We start from the raw sequence: 17,179 nt of genomic DNA, 5'->3' as shown, positions 1-17,179 counted from the left end.
ATAGTGCCGCATCCCCCGACCGAATTAAACGAAGCGTGACAAGACACTCACCCACCGCCAGCAGATGGCGCCTTCTGCGACCTCCGAGCAGAATCGGCCGATGGACCCCGTCACCCTCACCACGGACCGCCTCCTGCTGCGCACGGTCGGCCCCCAGGACACCGACGCGGTGTACGACGCCTGCCAGGACCCCGACATCCAGCGCTGGACCACGATCCCCTCGCCCTACCTGCTGGAGCACGCCCAGGGCTTCACGGAACAGATGGTCCCGGACGGCTGGGCGGACGGGTCCATGTTCACTCTCGGCGTCTTCCTCCACTCCGGAGAACTGGCGGGCATGCTCGGCATCACCATGCGCGCCCTGGGCGTCGGCGAGATCGGCTTCTGGGCCACCAAGCAGCACCGCGCCAACGGCTACATCACGGAGGCCGTCCTCACCGCCTGCCGCTGGGCCTTCGTCCACGCCGCGCTCGACCGCGTCGAATGGCGCGCCGAGGTGGGCAACCACGCCTCCCGCGCCGTGGCGGAACGCTCCGGCTTCACCATCGAAGGCACCCTGCGCGCCGCCGTCAACAACAAGGGAGTACGCCGGGACTCCTGGGTGGGCTCCCTCCTCCCCTCAGACCTGAGCCTCCCCTCAACGGCCCCGTACCTCCCCGCCCCCTCCTAGCTGCGGGCATGCGTGCCGCCCGAGCTGCGGGCATGCGTGCCGCTGGGGGCGGCACGGGTGGGCGCAGCGGCACCCCGCACCGCCGTGCTGCGCACCCACCCCGCCCCCACACCCACGCCAGCACCGGACACCCAACCCCGCAGGTCACGCCCCATTGTCAGTCCCACCCCCTATCGTGCGGACCCATGACCACCCCGCGCCCCACCGCAGAGCTCTCCGCAGACGAGGCCCGCCGCCTGGCGCTCCGCGCCCAAGGCTTCCTCGGCGCCCCCGACCGCCGCTCCGGCGTCCGCGGCGTCCTCCGCCACCTGGGCGCGATACAGCTCGACACCATCTCGGTCCTGGCCCGCTCCCACGAGCTCGTCCCGTATGCCCGCCTGGGCGCGGTAGGCCGAAAGACAGTCGAGAACGCCTACTGGAGAGACACTCACGCCTTCGAGTACTGGTCCCACGCGGCCTGCATCCTCCCCATCGAGGAGTGGCCCCACTTCGCCTTCCGCCGCCGCGCCTACCGCAACCGCCCGCACTGGAACCACGACCTCCCGGACGGTGTCTACGACCAGGTCATCAAGCAGCTCCGCTCCGAAGGCCCCCTCACCGCGACGGAGTTGGGCGGCGCGAAGAAGACGAGCGACTGGTGGGACTGGTCCGGCACGAAGGTCGCCGTCGAACGCGCCCTGATGTACGGCGAGGTGGTCTGCGTGGAGCGCCGCGGCTGGAAGCGCCTCTACGACCTCGCCGAGCGCGCCGTCCCGCAGCCCCTGCTGCACGACGAACTCGACGACACCGAGTGCGTACGCCGCCTGGTCCGCCTGGCGGGCCAGTCCCTCGGCGTCGGTACCCGCGCGGACATCGCCGACTACCACCGCCTCAAGGGCGAACAGGTCGACGCGGTGATCGCCGACTCGGGCCTGGTCCCGGTCACGGTCGAGGGCTGGTCCAAGCCGGCCTGGGCCGACCCCGCGGCGCTGGAGACACCTCCGCGCGGCCGCCACCGCACCACCCTCCTGTCGCCCTTCGACTCCCTGATCTGGGAGCGGGCGCGCACGGAGCGGATCTTCGGCTTCACCCACCGCCTGGAGGCCTACGTCCCCAAGCAGAAGCGGGTGTACGGCTACTTCGCGATGCCGGTCCTGGCCGGCGGCCGACTCGTCGGCCGCGTGGACCCGGCCCGCGAGGGCGGCACTCTGGTGGCCAGGCAGGTCACGCTCGACGGCCCGAAGGCGGTCCCGGCGGTCGCCCAGGCCCTGGCCGAGGCGGCGACCTGGGTGGACTGCACGGACGTACGCGTGGAGCGGGTCGACGCACCACACCTGCGCGAGCCTCTCGTGAGGGAGCTCGCCCGGACGACCGCCTGACCGTCAGCGAATCTCGAGAATCTTCTCTCGCATCGCGTACACCACCGCCTCCATCCTGGAATGCAGCTGCAGCTTCTCCAGGATGTTGCGCACATGGTTCTTCACGGTGTTCTCGGAGATGAACAACTCCTTGGCGATGTCCCGGTTGTTCATCCCCGTCGCGACGAGTTTGAGGACTTCGAGTTCGCGGTCCGTCAGCCGCGGCGCGGGCACCAGCCGGCGCTCGTCCGTGCGCTGGATCATCGACTTGAACTCGGTGAGCAGCTTCGACGCCATGGACGGGCTGATCTGCGACTGCCCGTCGGCCACCGCGCGAATGGCGGTGGCCACCTCGTCCGTCGAGATCTCCTTGAGGAGATAGCCGGTCGCACCCGCCTTGATGGCGTCGTAGAGATCGGCTTCCTCGTCGCTGATCGTCAGCATGATGATCTTGGCGCTGGGTGCGACCTCCTTGATGGAGGTGCACGCCTCGATCCCGCCCCGCTTGGGCATCCGCACGTCCATCAGAACGATGTCGGGCAGCAGGTCGGCGGCCTTCTCGACGGCCTCGGCGCCGTCGCCGGCCTCCCCGATGACCTGGATGTCCTCCTCGGCCGCGAGCACGATCTCCAGGCCACGGCGGAACAGGGCGTGGTCGTCCACCACAAGGACTCTGATCGGTTCCTTGCGTGGAGAGTCCGTGTCCGGGCCCATGCCGACAACGCCGTCGTCGGCATCCTCGTCACGCATCGGTCCGAAGCTGTCCGCCATCGTTCCTCCCCCTGAAGGCTGCGGCCTGTGGTCCTGAGCCATCGCCAACCCAGAGCAACGACCCACCGATTGGGTCGTGGCCACCATGATTTCATGCCCGGACGGCACCGGGACGACCGAGCGGGGCGCGCAGTGGTCGCACAGGGGTGCCCCTGGGGGCGCACACGCGCTCCAGGGGCACCTGCTCCGCTGTCACCCGGCACGGTCAGCCGCCGAGCGCACCGCCCGCGTCGGGGGCGTGCACCTGTGTGACCATCGTGTCCGTGCTGAGGTGGATCACGCCGTAGTCGTAGGCGTGCCGTCGGTAGACGACACTCGGTTCCTTGGTCTCGGAGTCGACGAACAGGTAGAAGTCGTGCCCGACCAGCTCCATCTCGTAGAGAGCCTGGTCGAGGGTCATGGGTGCTGCGACGTGGGTCTTCTCGCGGACGACGATGGGGCCGTCACCCTGTACTTCCAGTGAGCCGATCTTCTTCGTGGGCACGGCCGCCGGCTCTTCCTCCGGGGTCGGCACCAAGCCGTTGCCGTTGAGCGTCGCCACGCCCGGGACGTGATCGGCGACCTCGGCGGCCGGGATCCGGCGCGAGCCACGACGCGAGAACCGCTTGTCGTGTTGCCTGCGCAGCCGGGCTTCCAGCTTTTCCGCCGCCAGGTCGAGCGCCGCGTACGGATCGCTCGCCGCTGCCTCCGCCCGGATCACCGGACCGCGGGAGCGGAGCGTGATCTCCACTCGGTCACAGCGGTCGGCCTGCCGGGGGTTGGGCTCCTTGGACACCTCGACGTCGAGGCTGATCACCTTGCCATCGAGCTTCTGGATCTTCTCCAGCTTCAGCTTCTCGGCCACGTGCTTCCGGAACCGCTCGGGCACCTCGGTCTTGCGGCCCTTGACGACGATGTCCACGCAGAACTCCGTTCCCGGATCACTCCGCTTCGGTGCGGAGCATCTCCCTTTTGCACCAGGTTCCGGTGAGGCCCGGAACCTCGGACTCTCGGTGACTTCCACCTCCTCCCCCGTGAGCGAGATCTCCACTCCACCGTCGCGAGTGATGAAGAAAAACCCGCAGCACGGCATTCGGTTTTGAGAGGTGTGGCCTGCGGCTTTCCCTCTCAACCGAACATATCTCGCCCGGACGGATGTCGTCACCCTCTACTGCGGCGTACCTCCGTTCAGGTGAATAGGCCCTCTCGTTACCTGCAACGACGCAAGTTCTCAGTCAGTTCCGGTTTATTTCGAAAGAGTCCGGCGGTGCCGCGACCACGGCCGCGCACACCACGTCAACGACTCCGCCGACGCCGCCCGCACCCGTGATTCCCTGCCGGGCGGGCCATCGGCTCGTCCTCTCTCGCGTTGATCCGATGTTCTGTTCTTCTCTGCTTTCCCAGGTCTCTCCCCTGTACACGGCCCCAGTTCCCGCAGCGTTCGAAACCAGCCCCGCCGCCGACCGCACGGCACGCGCGGCTTCCGCCAGCGAGGCCCCTGTGGTCATCACGTCGTCGACGAGGACGACCAGGCCCTCGGAGAGCAGCCGGGCACCACCGGGCGCCACCGCCAGCGCGCCCGCGAGATTGTCCAGCCGCTGCCGTGAGTTGAGCCCCGACTGGTCGGCCACGGCCCGCCGCTGCCGCAGCACGCCGAGCGCCCTGGCCGGCACCCCACTCCGCCGCAGCTCACCAGCCGCCGCGAGCGCGATCCGCCGCGCCGGATCATGCCCCCTGGCCCGCACGGCCCGCCGCCCGGACGGAACGGGCACGAGCAGCACAGCCGCCCCGATGCCCCGCGACCGCACCCCTCCGGCCCCCGGCCAGGGCCCACTCCGCGCTCCTGGAACTCCCGCCCGTACCGCCCCCGCCAGAGCGGCCCCGAGCGGACCGGCGAGCGCCAGAGCGCCCCGTTCCTTGTGGGCCAGCAGCGTCGCCCGGACCTCGTCCGCGTACCGAGCCGCCGCGTGCACCACCGGCAGTCCCGGTGGCTCCGGCACCGGCCGCACCCGATGCGCCACCGCTCCGCTCAGCACCGCACGGCACTTCGCGCACAGCACCGTACGAGGCGCCCCGCAGCCCCCGCACTCGCCCGGCAGCACCAGGTCGGTGAGGTCCTGCCACCAGCCCCGCATGGCCACCACTGTGCCAACAGCGAGGGCACCCGGCCACCCCTGTGGATAACTCCCTGTGGACAACGCGTCGCCCCGAGCCGACGGCCGGTTTCCACCGGCCCCGGCCAGGACCCACCGCATCCCCACCGGGACGCCTCACACCGGACGAACCGGCGCTGCAAACCGGTACTACAAACCTGTACTACAAACCGGCGCTCACCCCGGATAAACCGGCGCCGTCCCCTCCGTCACCTTCTGCCACTGCGCGCCCGACGGCAGCCGGACGATGCCGTCCACCGAGTACGCCACCAGCGGCAGCCGGTCGTCCTCGGCGGCGGTGACCTCCTTGACGCCGGTCAGCGCGGCGGGCGCCGGCACGTCCGGCGTGGAGCCGTCGACCTGGACGTACCGCATCTGCTCCACGCCCCCGTGCTCGCGCCCGACCACCACGAGCCGGCTGTCACCGGCCCACGACATGGCTGTGACCTCCTCCAACTCCGGCGTCGCGGAGCGAAGTTCGACCACCCTGACGGCCGGCTTCTCGCCCGGCTTCTCCTCCCGCTCGATCAGCCCGATGAGCAGGGTCTTCTTGCCGCCCTTCTCCACGACGAGCGCGATCCGCACGCCGTCGGCGGCCACCCGCACGGACTGGATCCGCCCGTCCAGGTGCGGTGTGCGCACCTCCAGCGGATCGCCCTTGCCCTCCTCGAGCAGCAGCAGCCGGGGGTTGTCCGGGTCACGGTCGGCCACCCACAGGCCGTCGTCCGCGTCCCAGCTGGGCGTCGTCAGCCGGTCCTCCTCGGTCCGGCCCTGGCTGCGCAGCACCGGCTCGCCCAGCGAACCGCCCGAGACCAGCGATCCCACGTACAGCGACCTGCCGTCGAGGCCGACACCGGCCGCGGTGTGCTCGTCGCGCGACACCGCCACCGCCCGCAGCGCCGTGTCGCCCTCGCCCAGCGCCCCAGGTGCCGTGTCCGGCTTGGTGTCGCTGCTGCCGGCCGGGATCCGTACGAGCCGGTCCTTGGCGTCGACGAAGTACAGGTAGTCGGGGTGGCGCGCCGAGGTCCGGAAGGCCGCCGCGTCGGCCGCTTCCTGCGTGAGCGAGCACAGCTCGGCCCCGCCGGCCCGCAGCGCGACCTCGTCCACCGCGGGGCTGAGGTTCCTCAGCGTGAAGAGTGTCTGGGCCGCCATCTCCTGGCACCTGTTGGTGCCGATGCCCGCGGCCTTGTCGTTGAGCGGGACCGTCAGCTTGTTCCGCTCGTCGGGCGTGAGCGCTCCGGCGTCCTTCGCCAGCGCCGTACCGGTGGGGACGCTCGACCTGACCACGGGCCCGAGCCACCGGGTGGGCCCGTTGAGCAGGGAGCGCACCATCTGTGTCGTGGGGTCCACCCGGCGGCGGATGTAGACGGGGTCGGCGACCGCCGTGGGCTGCGTGTCCGCCCCGGCCGCCATGGTGTTGGAGGCGAAGTAGTACTTGCTGACGGACATGTAGTTGCGCTGGAAGTCCGACTGGCCCATGAGGACGCCCTGAGGCAGCGCGTCGATCCGCCACTGCCCGCTCTTCTCGTCCTGCGTCAGGTGCACGGTCCTGCCGTACGCCCCGGTCGCCGGCGCGTACGACTGCTGCGCGTCCACGGTGGCCACCTTGGTGCCGGTCAGCGTGTACGAGATCTCGCCGGTGTCCTCCCGGCCGCCGGCACCCTCGGCCTTGGCACCCGGCCCGTCCGTGAGCACCGTGGTGGACAGCTCCGGCCGCCAGGTCTTCGCCGCCTCGCCGGTCAGGTACTGGCGCGCGGTCTTGTAGTGCGGATCGTCGCTGGTGAGCGCCTCCAGGAAGCCCTGCACGATCTCCGAGGGCGGCGCGTCCTCCCCCGGCGGCACGGCGAACACCCGCACCTGGGTGTCCTGGCGCGGTGTCGACTCCACGCCCCGCAGATCCCCGCTGTCCGGCATCGAGGCGCACCCCGCCAGCACCAGCACGCCACCGGCGGCGTACGCCATCACGCGCGCGGGCGTACGCCGACCGCGCCCCTCGCGGTCAGCGCCCACGAGATGCCTCCCCTTGCCTGTTCGCGTCTCCCGGCTCGGCTTCCCTGCCCGAGCCCGCGGAGCCGTTGTCCTTGTCCCGCGGCCCGCTCACGGCCGGTCCCGGGGCCGCCCCCGCAGGGCCGCCGCCGACCCCGTCACGAGCCGTTCCGGCCGGTTCACCCCCGCCCTCGTCACGAGCCGTCCGCGCCGTACCACTCGCACCGCCGTCACCGGCCGTGCTCTCCGCGCCCCCGCCACGAGCCGACGACTCCGCTGGCACCGACTCGTCCTGCCGCCGCGTGCCCGAGGCGGGCCGCGGCACCACGCGCGCGCCGTTGCCGGGCAGCGCCGTCGGATCGGCCGTGGGCGCCACGGTGGACGCCCGCGGCGGTATCGGGTTGCGGGTCGGCCCCGACGGCACCGGACCGCCCGCCGGCTGTGCCGGCACGGTCGCCCGCTTCTCGCCGTCCCCGCCGCCGCAGGGCAGACCCGCGTCGTCGAGTCCCCGGTTGCGCCGTGAGTCCTTGGGCTCCAGCGGTATCGGGGAGCCCCGCAGCGGCTCGTCCGCGGTCCTGGGCAGCGTCAGCCGGAACTGCGAACCGCCGCCCGGCTCACCCCACGCCTGCAGCCAGCCGCCGTGCAGCCGCGCGTCCTCCAGGGCGATGGACAGCCCGAGCCCCGTACCACCCGTGGTCCGCGCGCGTGCCGGGTCGGCCCGCCAGAAGCGGCTGAACACCCGGGTCGCCTCACCCGGCTTCAGCCCGACCCCGTAGTCCCGCACCGCGACGGCGACCGCGCCGCCGGCCGCGGCGAGCTTGACGACGACGTCCCTGCCCTCACCGTGCTCCACGGCGTTCACGACGAGGTTGCGCAGCACGCGCTCCACCCGCCGGGCGTCGGCCTCGGCGACGACGGGCTGCTGGTCGCCGAAGACCCGGATCTGCGTGCCCTTGCGCTCCGCGAGCGGCTCGGCCCCGCTGACCACCCGCCGCACGACGTCCCTGAGGTCTATCGGCTCCGCCTCCAGGGCCGCGGCACCCGCGTCGAACCGGCTGATCTCCAGCAGGTCCGCGAGCAGCGACTCGAACCGGTCCAGCTGGTCGGCGAGCAGCTCCGCCGACCGCGCGGTGATCGGGTCGAAGTCCTCCCGCGCCTCATGGATGACGTCCGCCGCCATCCGTACGGTCGTCAGCGGCGTACGCAGCTCGTGCGACACGTCCGACACGAACCGGCGCTGCATGCGCGACAGGTCCTCCAGCTGGCTGATCTTCAGCTGAAGGTTCTGCGCCATCTTGTTGAAGGCCTCGCCGAGACGCGCGATGTCGTCCTCGCCGGTGACCTTCATACGTTCCTGAAGCCGCCCGGCCGACAACCGCTCGGCGATCCCCGCCGCCATCCGCACCGGCGTGACGACCTGGCGCACCACCAGCCACGCGATGGCCCCGAGCAGCACCACGACGAACAGCCCGGCCGTCGCCAGAGTCCCCTTGACCAGGCTCAGCGACTTCTCCTCCTGGGTGAGCGGGAAGAGGTAGTAGAGCTGGTACGGATCGCCGTTCGGGTCGTTGACCTGCTTGCCGATGACCAGGGCGGGCTGGGAGTCCTTGGTGTCGTTGTTGTAGATGACGCGGCTGTAGCTCTGCGCGGCCGTCGTACTGCTGCCGATCCGCTCCCGCAGCGCCGCGGGCACGCTCTTGCTCCAGTCCACCTCACCGGAGGCACGCGGACCACGTCCGCCGGCACCGTCGGCGTCGGAAGCCGGAAGCGTGACCACGTCAAAAGCGCCCTGCCCGCCGCTGGACAGCGAGGACACCAGATCACTCATCCACTGGATGACGTTCTGCGCGGGACGGCCGTCCGCCGTGGCGACATCGTCGCCGGTCCCGCTCGCCGCCTCGTCGGCCCGCTGCTTGGCCACCGCGAAACCGCCGGTGGCCTGGCTCTGGGACGCCTTCACCTTGGCGTCCAGCAGGCCGTTGCGCACCTGCCCGATGACGACGAAGCCCAGCAGCAGCACCACGCCAAGCGACATCAGCAGCGTCGTGACGACGACCTTGAGCTGGATGTTGCGCCGCCACAGCCGCATGACGGGCAGCAGCGGCCGGCGCACCCACCGCATGAACAGGCGGATGACCGGACTGCCCTGTACCCCGCCCTGGAGCAGCAGCCCGCTCTCCAGGAACCGTCCCCAGCGGGACCCCGTCTTCTTCCGCCCGACAGGCCGCCCCGGGCGGGCCCCGGACCGTCCGGGCGCCGAAGCGGCACTGTCGCCGGACATGTCAGCTCGGTCCTGCCTTGTACCCGACGCCACGGACGGTCACCACGATCTCCGGCTTCTCCGGGTCCTTCTCGACCTTGGAGCGCAGCCGCTGCACATGCACGTTGACCAGCCGCGTGTCCGCCGCGTGCCGGTAGCCCCAGACCTGCTCCAGCAGCACCTCGCGCGTGAACACCTGCCACGGCTTGCGCGCGAGCGCGACCAGCAGGTCGAACTCCAGCGGCGTCAGCGCGATCGACTGCCCGTCCCGCTTCACGGAGTGCCCGGCCACGTCGATGACCAGGTCACCGATGGCGAGCTGCTCCGGAGCGGGCTCCTCCGACCTCCGCAGCCGCGCCCGGATCCGGGCGACCAGCTCCTTCGGCTTGAACGGCTTCACGATGTAGTCGTCGGCACCCGACTCCAGGCCCACCACGACGTCGACCGTGTCGCTCTTCGCCGTGAGCATCACGATCGGCACCCCGGACTCCGCCCTGATCAGACGGCACACCTCGATGCCGTCCCGACCGGGCAGCATCAGGTCCAGCAGCACCAGATCGGGCTTGGCCTCACGGAAAGCGGCCAGCGCCTTGTCACCGTCAGCCACGAAAGACGGCTCAAAACCCTCACCACGCAGCACGATGCCGAGCATCTCGGCCAGTGCGGTGTCGTCGTCGACGACAAGGACTCGTCCCTTCATAAACGACATCATCCCATTCTCATAACGGTGGCGAAGGCAGTGGTGAGGTAGGTCACCGGCCAGTGACCATAGTCGCAGCAAGCGCTACTGTCTGCCCTCGCCCGCCCATAGTTGATCTCCACGACGCCCGCCGACCGGGCCGCCGGCGCACGGGAGGGGGACGCGACCGCCGGAGCCCGCCCGCCCCGCACCCGCTCCGGCAGCCGTTGAGCTCAGCCCGCCGTCACCCTCCGCGACCGCGCACACACCTCGGCGAGCGCCTCCGCCGTCACCGGCGAAACCACACCCTCCTCCGTGACGATCGCCGTCACCAACTCGGGCGGGGTCACGTCGAACGCCGGGTTGTACGCCTGCGTTCCCAGCGGCGCCACGGGAATGCCGCCCCCCGCCTCCTGCGCACCGGCGACCGGCACCTGCGGCGCCACCACCTCGGTCACCTCGTGGCCGGGACGCTGCTCGACCTCGATGGACGCCCCGTCCGGGGTGTCCGGATCCACCGTCGTCACCGGCGCCACCACGATGAACGGCACATGGTGGTACCGCGCGAGCACCGCCAGCGGATAGCTCCCCACCTTGTTCGCCACCGAACCGTCCGCCGTGATGCGGTCCGCCCCGATCAGCACCGCGTCCACCTCCCCGGCGGCGAACAGCGACCCCGCCGCGTTGTCGGTGAGCAGCGTGTACGCCATCCCGCTCCGCGCCGCCTCGTACGCCGTCAGCCGAGCGCCCTGCAGCAACGGACGCGTCTCGTCCACCCACAGCCGCCGGAGCCGCCCCGCCCGATGCGCCGCGAGCCCCACCGCGAACGCCGTCCCCTCCCCGCCCGACACCAGCGAACCGGTGTTGCAGTGGGTGAGGATCCGGTGCCCGCCACCGGGCAGCAACTCGTCCAGCAGCGCCAGCCCGTGCTCGGCCATCCGCGCACTGGCCTCGGCGTCCTCCCGGTGCAACTGCCGCGCCGCCGCCAGCGCCGCCGAGGCCGCCTGCCGGACATCACCGCCCTTGGCGAGCGCCGCCTCGTGGGCCGATCGCGCCCGGCGCACACCGAGGGCCAGGTTCACCGCGGTCGGCCGGGCACTGGCCAGCGCGGCCGCGGCCTCGTCCACGTCGAAGCCCCGCACGGCGGCGAGCGCGACACCGTACGCCCCCGCGATACCGAGCAACGGCGCCCCGCGCACGGAGAGCGAGCGGATCGCCTCCACCAGCGCGGACGCGTCCGTACAGACCAGTTCGACCTCCTCGGCCGGCAACCTCGTCTGATCGAGAAGGACCAGAACGGGTCCTTCCGGTGGCTCCTCCCAACGGATCGCGGGGATCTCGGTCGGCCGCTTGTCATCGCCGCTGTACGCGTACTGATCAGCCATGCGGTCAGTCTGCCCCCTGTGGAGCGGACAATTGAAGGTACGCAGCCCATACCGCGGCCGGTCATTCCAAGACCACCCCATGGCACGATGGCTGCCAACCTGCCGCCGCGACCGCGGACGGGCACCGTGAAGGAGCGACGATGAACGACACTCCGGGCTGGGCCTCGCCCGGATCCGCCCCGTCCGACGGGCAGAAGCCGGACCAGTCCGGCCCTGCCGAGCCCACCGACCGCCCCGGCCCCGCACAGCCCGCGGACCAGCCCGGCCAAGCGGCCCAGCCGGGCCAGGCCCCGCAGGGCCCTGGCCCGCAGTGGTCCAAGGACCAGCCGCCACCCGCCCAGTGGTCGGCCCCCAGCGGCCCGACGGTCCCCGGCCAGGCGCCCCCGCCCCCGCCCCCCGGCCCGGGCTGGGGCACCCAGCCCCCCGGCGGCCACGGCCCGGCCGGATACGGCCCTGGCGGCCCCGCAGCCCCCGGCGGATACGGGCCCCCCGGCGGCTGGGGAAGCGGCTGGGGCGGCCCCCCGCCCGCCGCCAAGCCCGGCATCATCCCGCTCCGCCCCCTCGGCGTGGGCGAGATCCTCGACGGCGCCGTCTCCACCATGCGCACCTACTGGCGCACGGTCCTGGGTATCTCCCTGACCGTCGCGGTCCTCACCGAGATCATCGTCGTCCTGTTCCAGGGCCTCGTCCTCGACGACTCCAGCACCCAGGCCCTCAACGACCCGAGCGCCACCCTCAGCGAGCTGAGCCGCGCCATGAGCGACGCCCTGCTCAACTCCACCGTCGTCTTCGTGATCTCCCTGGTCGGCACCGTCATCGCGACCGCACTGCTCACCACCGTCACCAGCCGCGCCGTACTCGGCAAATCGGTGACCATCGGCGAGGCCTGGCGGGACGCCCGCCCTCAGATCGTCAAACTGTTCGGCCTCATCTGCCTGTTGCTGCTCATCACCGCCGCCATCGTCACCGCGGGCACCCTGCCCGGCATTCTCATCACCGCCTCCGGGAGCACCGGGCCAGGCGTCGCCCTCACCGTCCTGGGCGTCATCGGCGCCGGCATCGTCGCCCTCTGGCTGATGATCCGCTTCTCCCTGGCCTCGCCCGCCCTGATGCTGGAGAAGCAGGGCATCAAGAAGGCCATGAGCCGCTCCGCGAAGCTCGTCCAGGGCACCTGGTGGCGGATCTTCGGCATCCAGCTGCTCGCCACGATCATCGCGAACGTCGTCGCCTCGATCATCGTCATCCCGTTCACCTTCCTCGCCGCGGCCCTCAGCGGCGAAGGCATCACCGGCTGGCTCAACAGCGGCGGCGCCGACCTCGGCTGGACGTTCCTCATCGTCAGCGGCATCGGCGCGGTGATCGGCTCCATGATCACCTTCCCGATCACCGCAGGCGTCACCGTGCTCCTCTACATCGACCAGCGCATCCGCCGCGAGGCCCTCGACCTCGAACTGGCCCGCGCCGCAGGTGTCCAGGACTACGGCTCCCACGCCCCCGGCGCCACCCCGGGGAGCTGATGCGGTGAGCTGGGCGGGGGAACCTCTCACAACGGCACTGCCACGCACCGCCATACGCACGCTGCTGCGCGCCGGCGACATCTCCGTACTGTCGTCGGCGCGCTCCTCCGACGAGCCGCCCCTCACCGCCCCACGCGACCCCGCGCGCGAGGCGGCCCGACGCGAGCTGTCCAAGCGGATGTACCACGAGAACGACCCCAGCCTGTTCCAGCGCGCGCTCGACGCCTTCTGGGAATGGCTCGGCAAACTGTTCAACGCCGCCTCGTCCGCGACACCCGGCGGCACACTCGGCCTGGTCGTCATCATCCTGGCCGTCGTCGCGGTCCTGGGCGCCCTGTGGTGGCGCCTGGGCACCCCGCGCCGCGGGCCCACCTCGTCCGCCGCCCTGTTCGACGACCGCCCCCGCAGCGCCGCCGACCACCGCTCCGCCGCCGAGGCACACGCCGCCCAGGGCCACTGGAACCAGGCCGTCCAGGAACGCATGCGGGCCCTCGTCCGCGCCCTGGAGGAACGCGCACTCCTCGACGTCCGCCCCGGCCGCACCGCCGACGAGGCCGCCGCCGAAGCAGGCCGGGCCCTGCCCGCCCACACCGACCGACTGCGCGCCGCCGCCCGGGACTTCGACGACGTGACGTACGGCGGCCGCTCGGCGACCGAGAAGTCGTACCGCCGCATCGCCGAACTCGACCGCGACCTGGAACGCACCAAGCCCCAGCTCTCCACCAGCAGCGCCCACAGCACGGCCTCCCACACCCGCCAGGGAGCCGCCGAATGACCACCGAGGCCACGCTCCCGTCCACCTCGGCCTCGCCCACCGCCCGCCAGGTGTGGACCCGCACGCGCGGTATCGCGCTCGCCCTCGTCGTGCTCGTCGCGGGTGCCATCGCCATCGCCGTGATCCGCTCCGACGCCCGCCACGGCGAACTCGACCCGCGCTCCGCCGACCCGGGCGGCAGCCGCGCCGTCGCCGAGCTCCTCGCCGACCGGGGCGTGGACACCCGCGTGGTGACCACCCTGGACGAGGCAGCCGCCGTGTCCGGCCCGGACACGACCCTCCTGGTCGCCGCCCCCGACCTGCTGACCCGAGGTCAGCAGTCCCGCCTGCACGACTCGTTCGCCGGCTCCGGCGGCCGCACCGTCCTGATCGCCTCCGGCAGCGCCTCCGTCGAGCGGCTCGCCCCCGGCGTCACCGCCGACCCCGCCACCAGCCTCGACTCGACGCTCGCCCCCGACTGCGACCTGCCCGCCGCCCAGCGCGCGGGCACCGCCGACACGGGCGGCGTCCGCTACAGCACCACGCACCTCGACGCCGACCAGTGCTACCCCAGCGAGCGCCTGGCCACCCTGCTGCGCATCCCGGACCCGACCGGGAACGGCGACACCGTCGCCCTCGGCGCACCCGACATCCTCCTCAACGACCGCCTCGACCAACAGGGCAACGCCTCGCTCGCCCTCCAGCTCCTCGGCTCCCGACCCCATCTGGTCTGGTACCTCCCCTCGCTCTCCGACACGTCGGCCACCGGCACCGACGACGAACGCGGCTTCTTCGACCTGCTCCCCTCGGGCTGGCTCTGGGGCACCCTGCAACTCTTCATCGCCGCAGCCCTGGCCGCCCTGTGGCGGGCACGCCGACTCGGCCCCCTCGTGCCCGAAAAACTCCCCGTGGCGATCCGCGCCTCCGAAACCGCCGAAGGCCGCGCCCGCCTCTACCGCAAGGCCGACGCCCGCGACCGCGCGGCAAACGCTCTTCGCTCCACGACCCGCACCCGCCTCGCCCCCCTCATCGGCGTCCCCGTCACCCAGGCGCACACGCCCGAGGCCCTGCTCCCCGCCCTGTCCGCCCACCTCCACGGCGACGGACAGGACCTGCACGCACTCCTCTTCGGCCCAGCGCCCAGCACCGACTCAGCACTCATCGCACTCGCCGACCGACTCGACGCCCTCGAAAGAGAGGTACGCCGTCCATGATGGACCCGACCACTGACAACGCCGGGCAGACCGGGGACCCGGGCACCGCCCGAGCCGCCCTGGAGGCCCTGCGCGCCGAGATCGCCAAGGCCGTGGTCGGCCAGGACCCCGCCGTGACCGGCCTCGTCGTCGCCCTGCTCTGCCGCGGCCACGTCCTCCTCGAAGGCGTCCCCGGCGTCGCCAAGACCCTCCTGGTCCGCGCCCTCGCCTCCGCCCTCGAACTCGACACCAAACGCGTCCAGTTCACCCCCGACCTCATGCCGAGCGACGTGACCGGCTCCCTGGTCTACGACACCCGCAGCGCCGAGTTCTCCTTCCAGCCCGGCCCGGTCTTCACCAACCTCCTCCTCGCGGACGAGATCAACCGCACGCCCCCCAAGACCCAGTCGTCCCTCCTGGAAGCCATGGAGGAACGCCAGGTCACGGTCGACGGCACTCCCCGCCTCCTCCCCGACCCGTTCCTGGTCGCAGCGACCCAGAACCCGGTGGAGTACGAAGGCACCTACCCCCTCCCGGAAGCCCAGCTGGACCGCTTCCTCCTCAAACTCACCATCCCCCTGCCCTCCCGCCAGGACGAGATCGACGTCCTCACCCGCCACGCCGAGGGCTTCAACCCACGCGACCTCCACGCCGCCGGCGTACGCCCCGTAGCGGGCCCCGCCGACCTGGAGGCAGCCCGCGCGGCGGTCGCCAAAACGACCATCTCCCCGGAGATCACCGGCTACGTCGTCGACATCTGCCGCGCCACCCGAGAGTCGCCGTCCCTCACCCTCGGCGTCTCCCCCCGAGGCGCCACGGCCCTCCTGGCAACCGCCCGCGCCTGGGCCTGGCTGACAGGCCGCGACTACGTCATCCCGGACGACGTGAAGGCCCTGGCCCTGCCCACCCTCCGCCACCGCGTACAGCTCCGCCCGGAGGCCGAAATGGAAGGCGTGACAGCCGACTCCGTCATCAACGCGATCCTGACCCACGTCCCCGTCCCCCGCTGATGGCACTCACCGGACGCGCCGCCCTCCTCGCGGCCCTGGGCTCCCTCCCCGTCGGCATCTGGGAACCCGGCTGGACGGGCATCCTGGCGGTCAACGCACCCCTGGCTGTGGCCTGCGCCTGCGACTTCGCACTGGCGGCTCCGATCCGACGCCTGGGCCTGACCCGCTCCGGAGACACCTCGGTACGCCTGGGCGACACAGCAGACGTGACCCTCACGATCACCAATCCGTCCCGCCGCCCCCTCCGCGCCCAGCTGCGCGACGCCTGGCCGCCCAGCAGCTGGCAGCCAGGCACGGAAACGACGGCCTCCCGCCACCGCCTCACCGTCCCCGCAGGCGAACGCCGACGCGTGACGACCCGCCTCCGCCCTACCCGCCGAGGCGACCGCCAAGCCGACCGAGTCACCATCCGTTCCTACGGCCCCCTAGGCCTCTTCGCCCGCCAGGGCACCCACAAGGCCCCCTGGGCGGTTCGCGCCCTGCCCCCCTTCACCAGCCGCAAGCACCTGCCCTCAAAACTGGCCCGTCTCCGCGAACTGGACGGCCGCACCAGCGTGCTCACCCGTGGCGAGGGCACCGAATTCGACAGCCTCCGCGAGTACGTCCCCGGCGACGACACCCGCTCCATCGACTGGCGCGCCACAGCCCGCCAGGCCACGGTCGCCGTACGTACCTGGCGCCCCGAACGCGACCGCCACATCCTCCTGGTCCTCGACACCGGCCGCACCTCGGCAGGCCGTGTGGGAGACGCACCCCGCCTCGACGCCTCCATGGACGCGGCCCTCCTCCTCGCAGCCCTCGCCTCCCGCGCCGGCGACCGCGTCGACCTCCTCGCCTACGACCGCAGGGTCCGCGCCCTCGTCCAGGGCCGCACCGCAGGCGACGTCCTTCCGTCCCTGGTCAACGCGATGGCCACGCTGGAGCCGGAGCTCGTAGAAACGGACGCCCGGGGCCTCACGGCCACCGCCCTCCGTACGTCCCCCCGCCGCTCCCTGATCGTCCTGCTCACCACCCTGGACACGGCCCCCATCGAAGAAGGCCTGCTCCCGGTCCTCTCGCAGCTCACCCAGCGCCACACCGTCCTGCTGGCATCGGTGGCAGACCCGCACATCACCGAAATGGCCAGAGCACGCGGAAACACCGACGCCGTCTACGAGGCCGCCGCGGCAGCCCAGGCCCAGTCCGAACGCCACCGCACGGCAGATCAACTCCGCCGTCACGGCGTCACAGTCGTGGACGCGACACCGGACGACCTCGCGCCGGCACTGGCGGATGCGTACTTGGCATTGAAGGCAGCCGGCCGCCTATGACATCCAGGTGACATTCAGGGCCCCGCAAGGGGCCCTGAAACGCAGAAAACCCCGCATCCGAAGATGCGGGGTTTCCTTTGAATGATTGTTCGGCGGCGTCCTACTCTCCCACAGGGTCCCCCCTGCAGTACCATCGGCGCTGAAAGGCTTAGCTTCCGGGTTCGGAATGTAACCG

At 71.8% G+C, this 17,179-nt stretch carries 14 protein-coding genes and 1 rRNA gene; 7 read left to right on the top strand and 8 right to left on the bottom strand.

Translation table 11 applies throughout. The annotated features are described in order from the left end of the window. Positions 1 to 100 precede the first annotated feature (100 nt). Both ACZ6I3_RS17215 and ACZ6I3_RS17210 read left to right on the top strand, forming a co-directional pair. Positions 101 to 670, top strand: coding sequence for a GNAT family N-acetyltransferase (locus ACZ6I3_RS17215; RefSeq protein ID WP_469415423.1), 570 nt, complete (start codon positions 101 to 103; stop codon positions 668 to 670). Positions 671 to 855: 185 nt separating this feature from the next. Further along, complete coding sequence (locus ACZ6I3_RS17210) at positions 856 to 2,028, top strand: winged helix-turn-helix domain-containing protein (protein ID WP_469415421.1); 1,173 nt, start codon at positions 856 to 858, stop codon at positions 2,026 to 2,028. 3 nt (positions 2,029 to 2,031) lie between these two features. Here the strand turns inward: ACZ6I3_RS17210 and ACZ6I3_RS17205 are convergent, their stop codons facing one another. From ACZ6I3_RS17205 to mtnA, 7 genes are all read right to left on the bottom strand, one after another. Further along, on the bottom strand, positions 2,032 to 2,778 hold the full coding sequence (locus ACZ6I3_RS17205) for a response regulator (RefSeq protein WP_010039804.1): 747 nt from the start codon (positions 2,776 to 2,778) through the stop codon (positions 2,032 to 2,034). Positions 2,779 to 2,983: 205 nt separating this feature from the next. Continuing rightward, positions 2,984 to 3,679, bottom strand: a complete 696-nt coding sequence (gene hpf, locus ACZ6I3_RS17200) for a ribosome hibernation-promoting factor, HPF/YfiA family (RefSeq protein ID WP_189724019.1) — start codon at positions 3,677 to 3,679, stop codon at positions 2,984 to 2,986. Between the two features lie 313 nt (positions 3,680 to 3,992). Then, a complete protein-coding gene (locus ACZ6I3_RS17195; protein ID WP_469415419.1) occupies positions 3,993 to 4,892 on the bottom strand; it encodes a ComF family protein in 900 nt (299 codons plus the stop codon). A 195-nt stretch (positions 4,893 to 5,087) separates the two neighbouring features. Further along, a complete protein-coding gene (locus ACZ6I3_RS17190) occupies positions 5,088 to 6,920 on the bottom strand; it encodes an LpqB family beta-propeller domain-containing protein (RefSeq protein ID WP_469415418.1) in 1,833 nt (610 codons plus the stop codon). Beyond that, on the bottom strand, positions 6,910 to 9,177 hold the full coding sequence (gene mtrB, locus ACZ6I3_RS17185; protein ID WP_469415417.1) for an MtrAB system histidine kinase MtrB: 2,268 nt from the start codon (positions 9,175 to 9,177) through the stop codon (positions 6,910 to 6,912). The genes ACZ6I3_RS17190 and mtrB overlap by 11 nt, the downstream gene beginning before the upstream one ends. A gap of 1 nt (position 9,178) precedes the next feature. Continuing rightward, on the bottom strand, positions 9,179 to 9,868 hold the full coding sequence (gene mtrA, locus ACZ6I3_RS17180; RefSeq protein ID WP_009188938.1) for a two-component system response regulator MtrA: 690 nt from the start codon (positions 9,866 to 9,868) through the stop codon (positions 9,179 to 9,181). A gap of 200 nt (positions 9,869 to 10,068) precedes the next feature. Further along, on the bottom strand, positions 10,069 to 11,220 hold the full coding sequence (gene mtnA, locus ACZ6I3_RS17175; RefSeq protein WP_469415415.1) for an S-methyl-5-thioribose-1-phosphate isomerase: 1,152 nt from the start codon (positions 11,218 to 11,220) through the stop codon (positions 10,069 to 10,071). 140 nt (positions 11,221 to 11,360) lie between these two features. Here mtnA and ACZ6I3_RS17170 point away from each other — a divergent pair, with 140 nt between their 5' ends. From ACZ6I3_RS17170 to ACZ6I3_RS17150, 5 genes are read left to right on the top strand one after another with little or no spacing between them, the layout of a single operon-like run. Further along, positions 11,361 to 12,737, top strand: coding sequence for a DUF7847 domain-containing protein (locus ACZ6I3_RS17170; protein ID WP_469415414.1), 1,377 nt, complete (start codon positions 11,361 to 11,363; stop codon positions 12,735 to 12,737). 4 nt (positions 12,738 to 12,741) lie between these two features. Continuing rightward, entirely contained in the window at positions 12,742 to 13,512 is a 771-nt protein-coding gene (locus tag ACZ6I3_RS17165; RefSeq protein ID WP_469415413.1) for a DUF4129 domain-containing protein, read from the top strand. Continuing rightward, entirely contained in the window at positions 13,509 to 14,705 is a 1,197-nt protein-coding gene (locus ACZ6I3_RS17160) for a DUF4350 domain-containing protein (protein ID WP_469415412.1), read from the top strand. Before ACZ6I3_RS17165 ends, ACZ6I3_RS17160 begins: the two co-directional genes overlap by 4 nt. Then, positions 14,705 to 15,694: an AAA family ATPase gene (locus ACZ6I3_RS17155; RefSeq protein WP_469415698.1), complete on the top strand. Its 990-nt coding sequence runs from the start codon at positions 14,705 to 14,707 to the stop codon at positions 15,692 to 15,694. The genes ACZ6I3_RS17160 and ACZ6I3_RS17155 overlap by 1 nt, the downstream gene beginning before the upstream one ends. Further along, a complete protein-coding gene (locus tag ACZ6I3_RS17150; RefSeq protein WP_469415410.1) occupies positions 15,694 to 17,004 on the top strand; it encodes a DUF58 domain-containing protein in 1,311 nt (436 codons plus the stop codon). Before ACZ6I3_RS17155 ends, ACZ6I3_RS17150 begins: the two co-directional genes overlap by 1 nt. Positions 17,005 to 17,091: 87 nt before the next feature. On the opposite strand, the gene rrf is transcribed toward ACZ6I3_RS17150, so the two are convergent. Next, positions 17,092 to 17,179: ribosomal RNA gene (rrf, locus tag ACZ6I3_RS17145) — 5S ribosomal RNA — on the bottom strand; the annotation flags it as partial.

Source organism: Streptomyces sp. NPDC041940, assembly GCF_055589465.1.
This window is presented reverse-complemented; position numbering and strand designations above follow the sequence as displayed.

Coding starts and splice junctions, on each gene's coding strand:
- ACZ6I3_RS17215 (WP_469415423.1), top strand. CDS start 101: ATGGACCCCGTCACCCTCACCACGGACCGCCTCCTGCTGCGCACGGTC.
- ACZ6I3_RS17210 (WP_469415421.1), top strand. CDS start 856: ATGACCACCCCGCGCCCCACCGCAGAGCTCTCCGCAGACGAGGCCCGC.
- ACZ6I3_RS17205 (WP_010039804.1), bottom strand. CDS start 2,778: ATGGCGGACAGCTTCGGACCGATGCGTGACGAGGATGCCGACGACGGC.
- ACZ6I3_RS17195 (WP_469415419.1), bottom strand. CDS start 4,892: ATGCGGGGCTGGTGGCAGGACCTCACCGACCTGGTGCTGCCGGGCGAG.
- mtrB (WP_469415417.1), bottom strand. CDS start 9,177: ATGTCCGGCGACAGTGCCGCTTCGGCGCCCGGACGGTCCGGGGCCCGC.
- mtrA (WP_009188938.1), bottom strand. CDS start 9,868: ATGATGTCGTTTATGAAGGGACGAGTCCTTGTCGTCGACGACGACACC.
- mtnA (WP_469415415.1), bottom strand. CDS start 11,220: ATGGCTGATCAGTACGCGTACAGCGGCGATGACAAGCGGCCGACCGAG.
- ACZ6I3_RS17170 (WP_469415414.1), top strand. CDS start 11,361: ATGAACGACACTCCGGGCTGGGCCTCGCCCGGATCCGCCCCGTCCGAC.
- ACZ6I3_RS17160 (WP_469415412.1), top strand. CDS start 13,509: ATGACCACCGAGGCCACGCTCCCGTCCACCTCGGCCTCGCCCACCGCC.
- ACZ6I3_RS17155 (WP_469415698.1), top strand. CDS start 14,705: ATGGACCCGACCACTGACAACGCCGGGCAGACCGGGGACCCGGGCACC.
- ACZ6I3_RS17150 (WP_469415410.1), top strand. CDS start 15,694: ATGGCACTCACCGGACGCGCCGCCCTCCTCGCGGCCCTGGGCTCCCTC.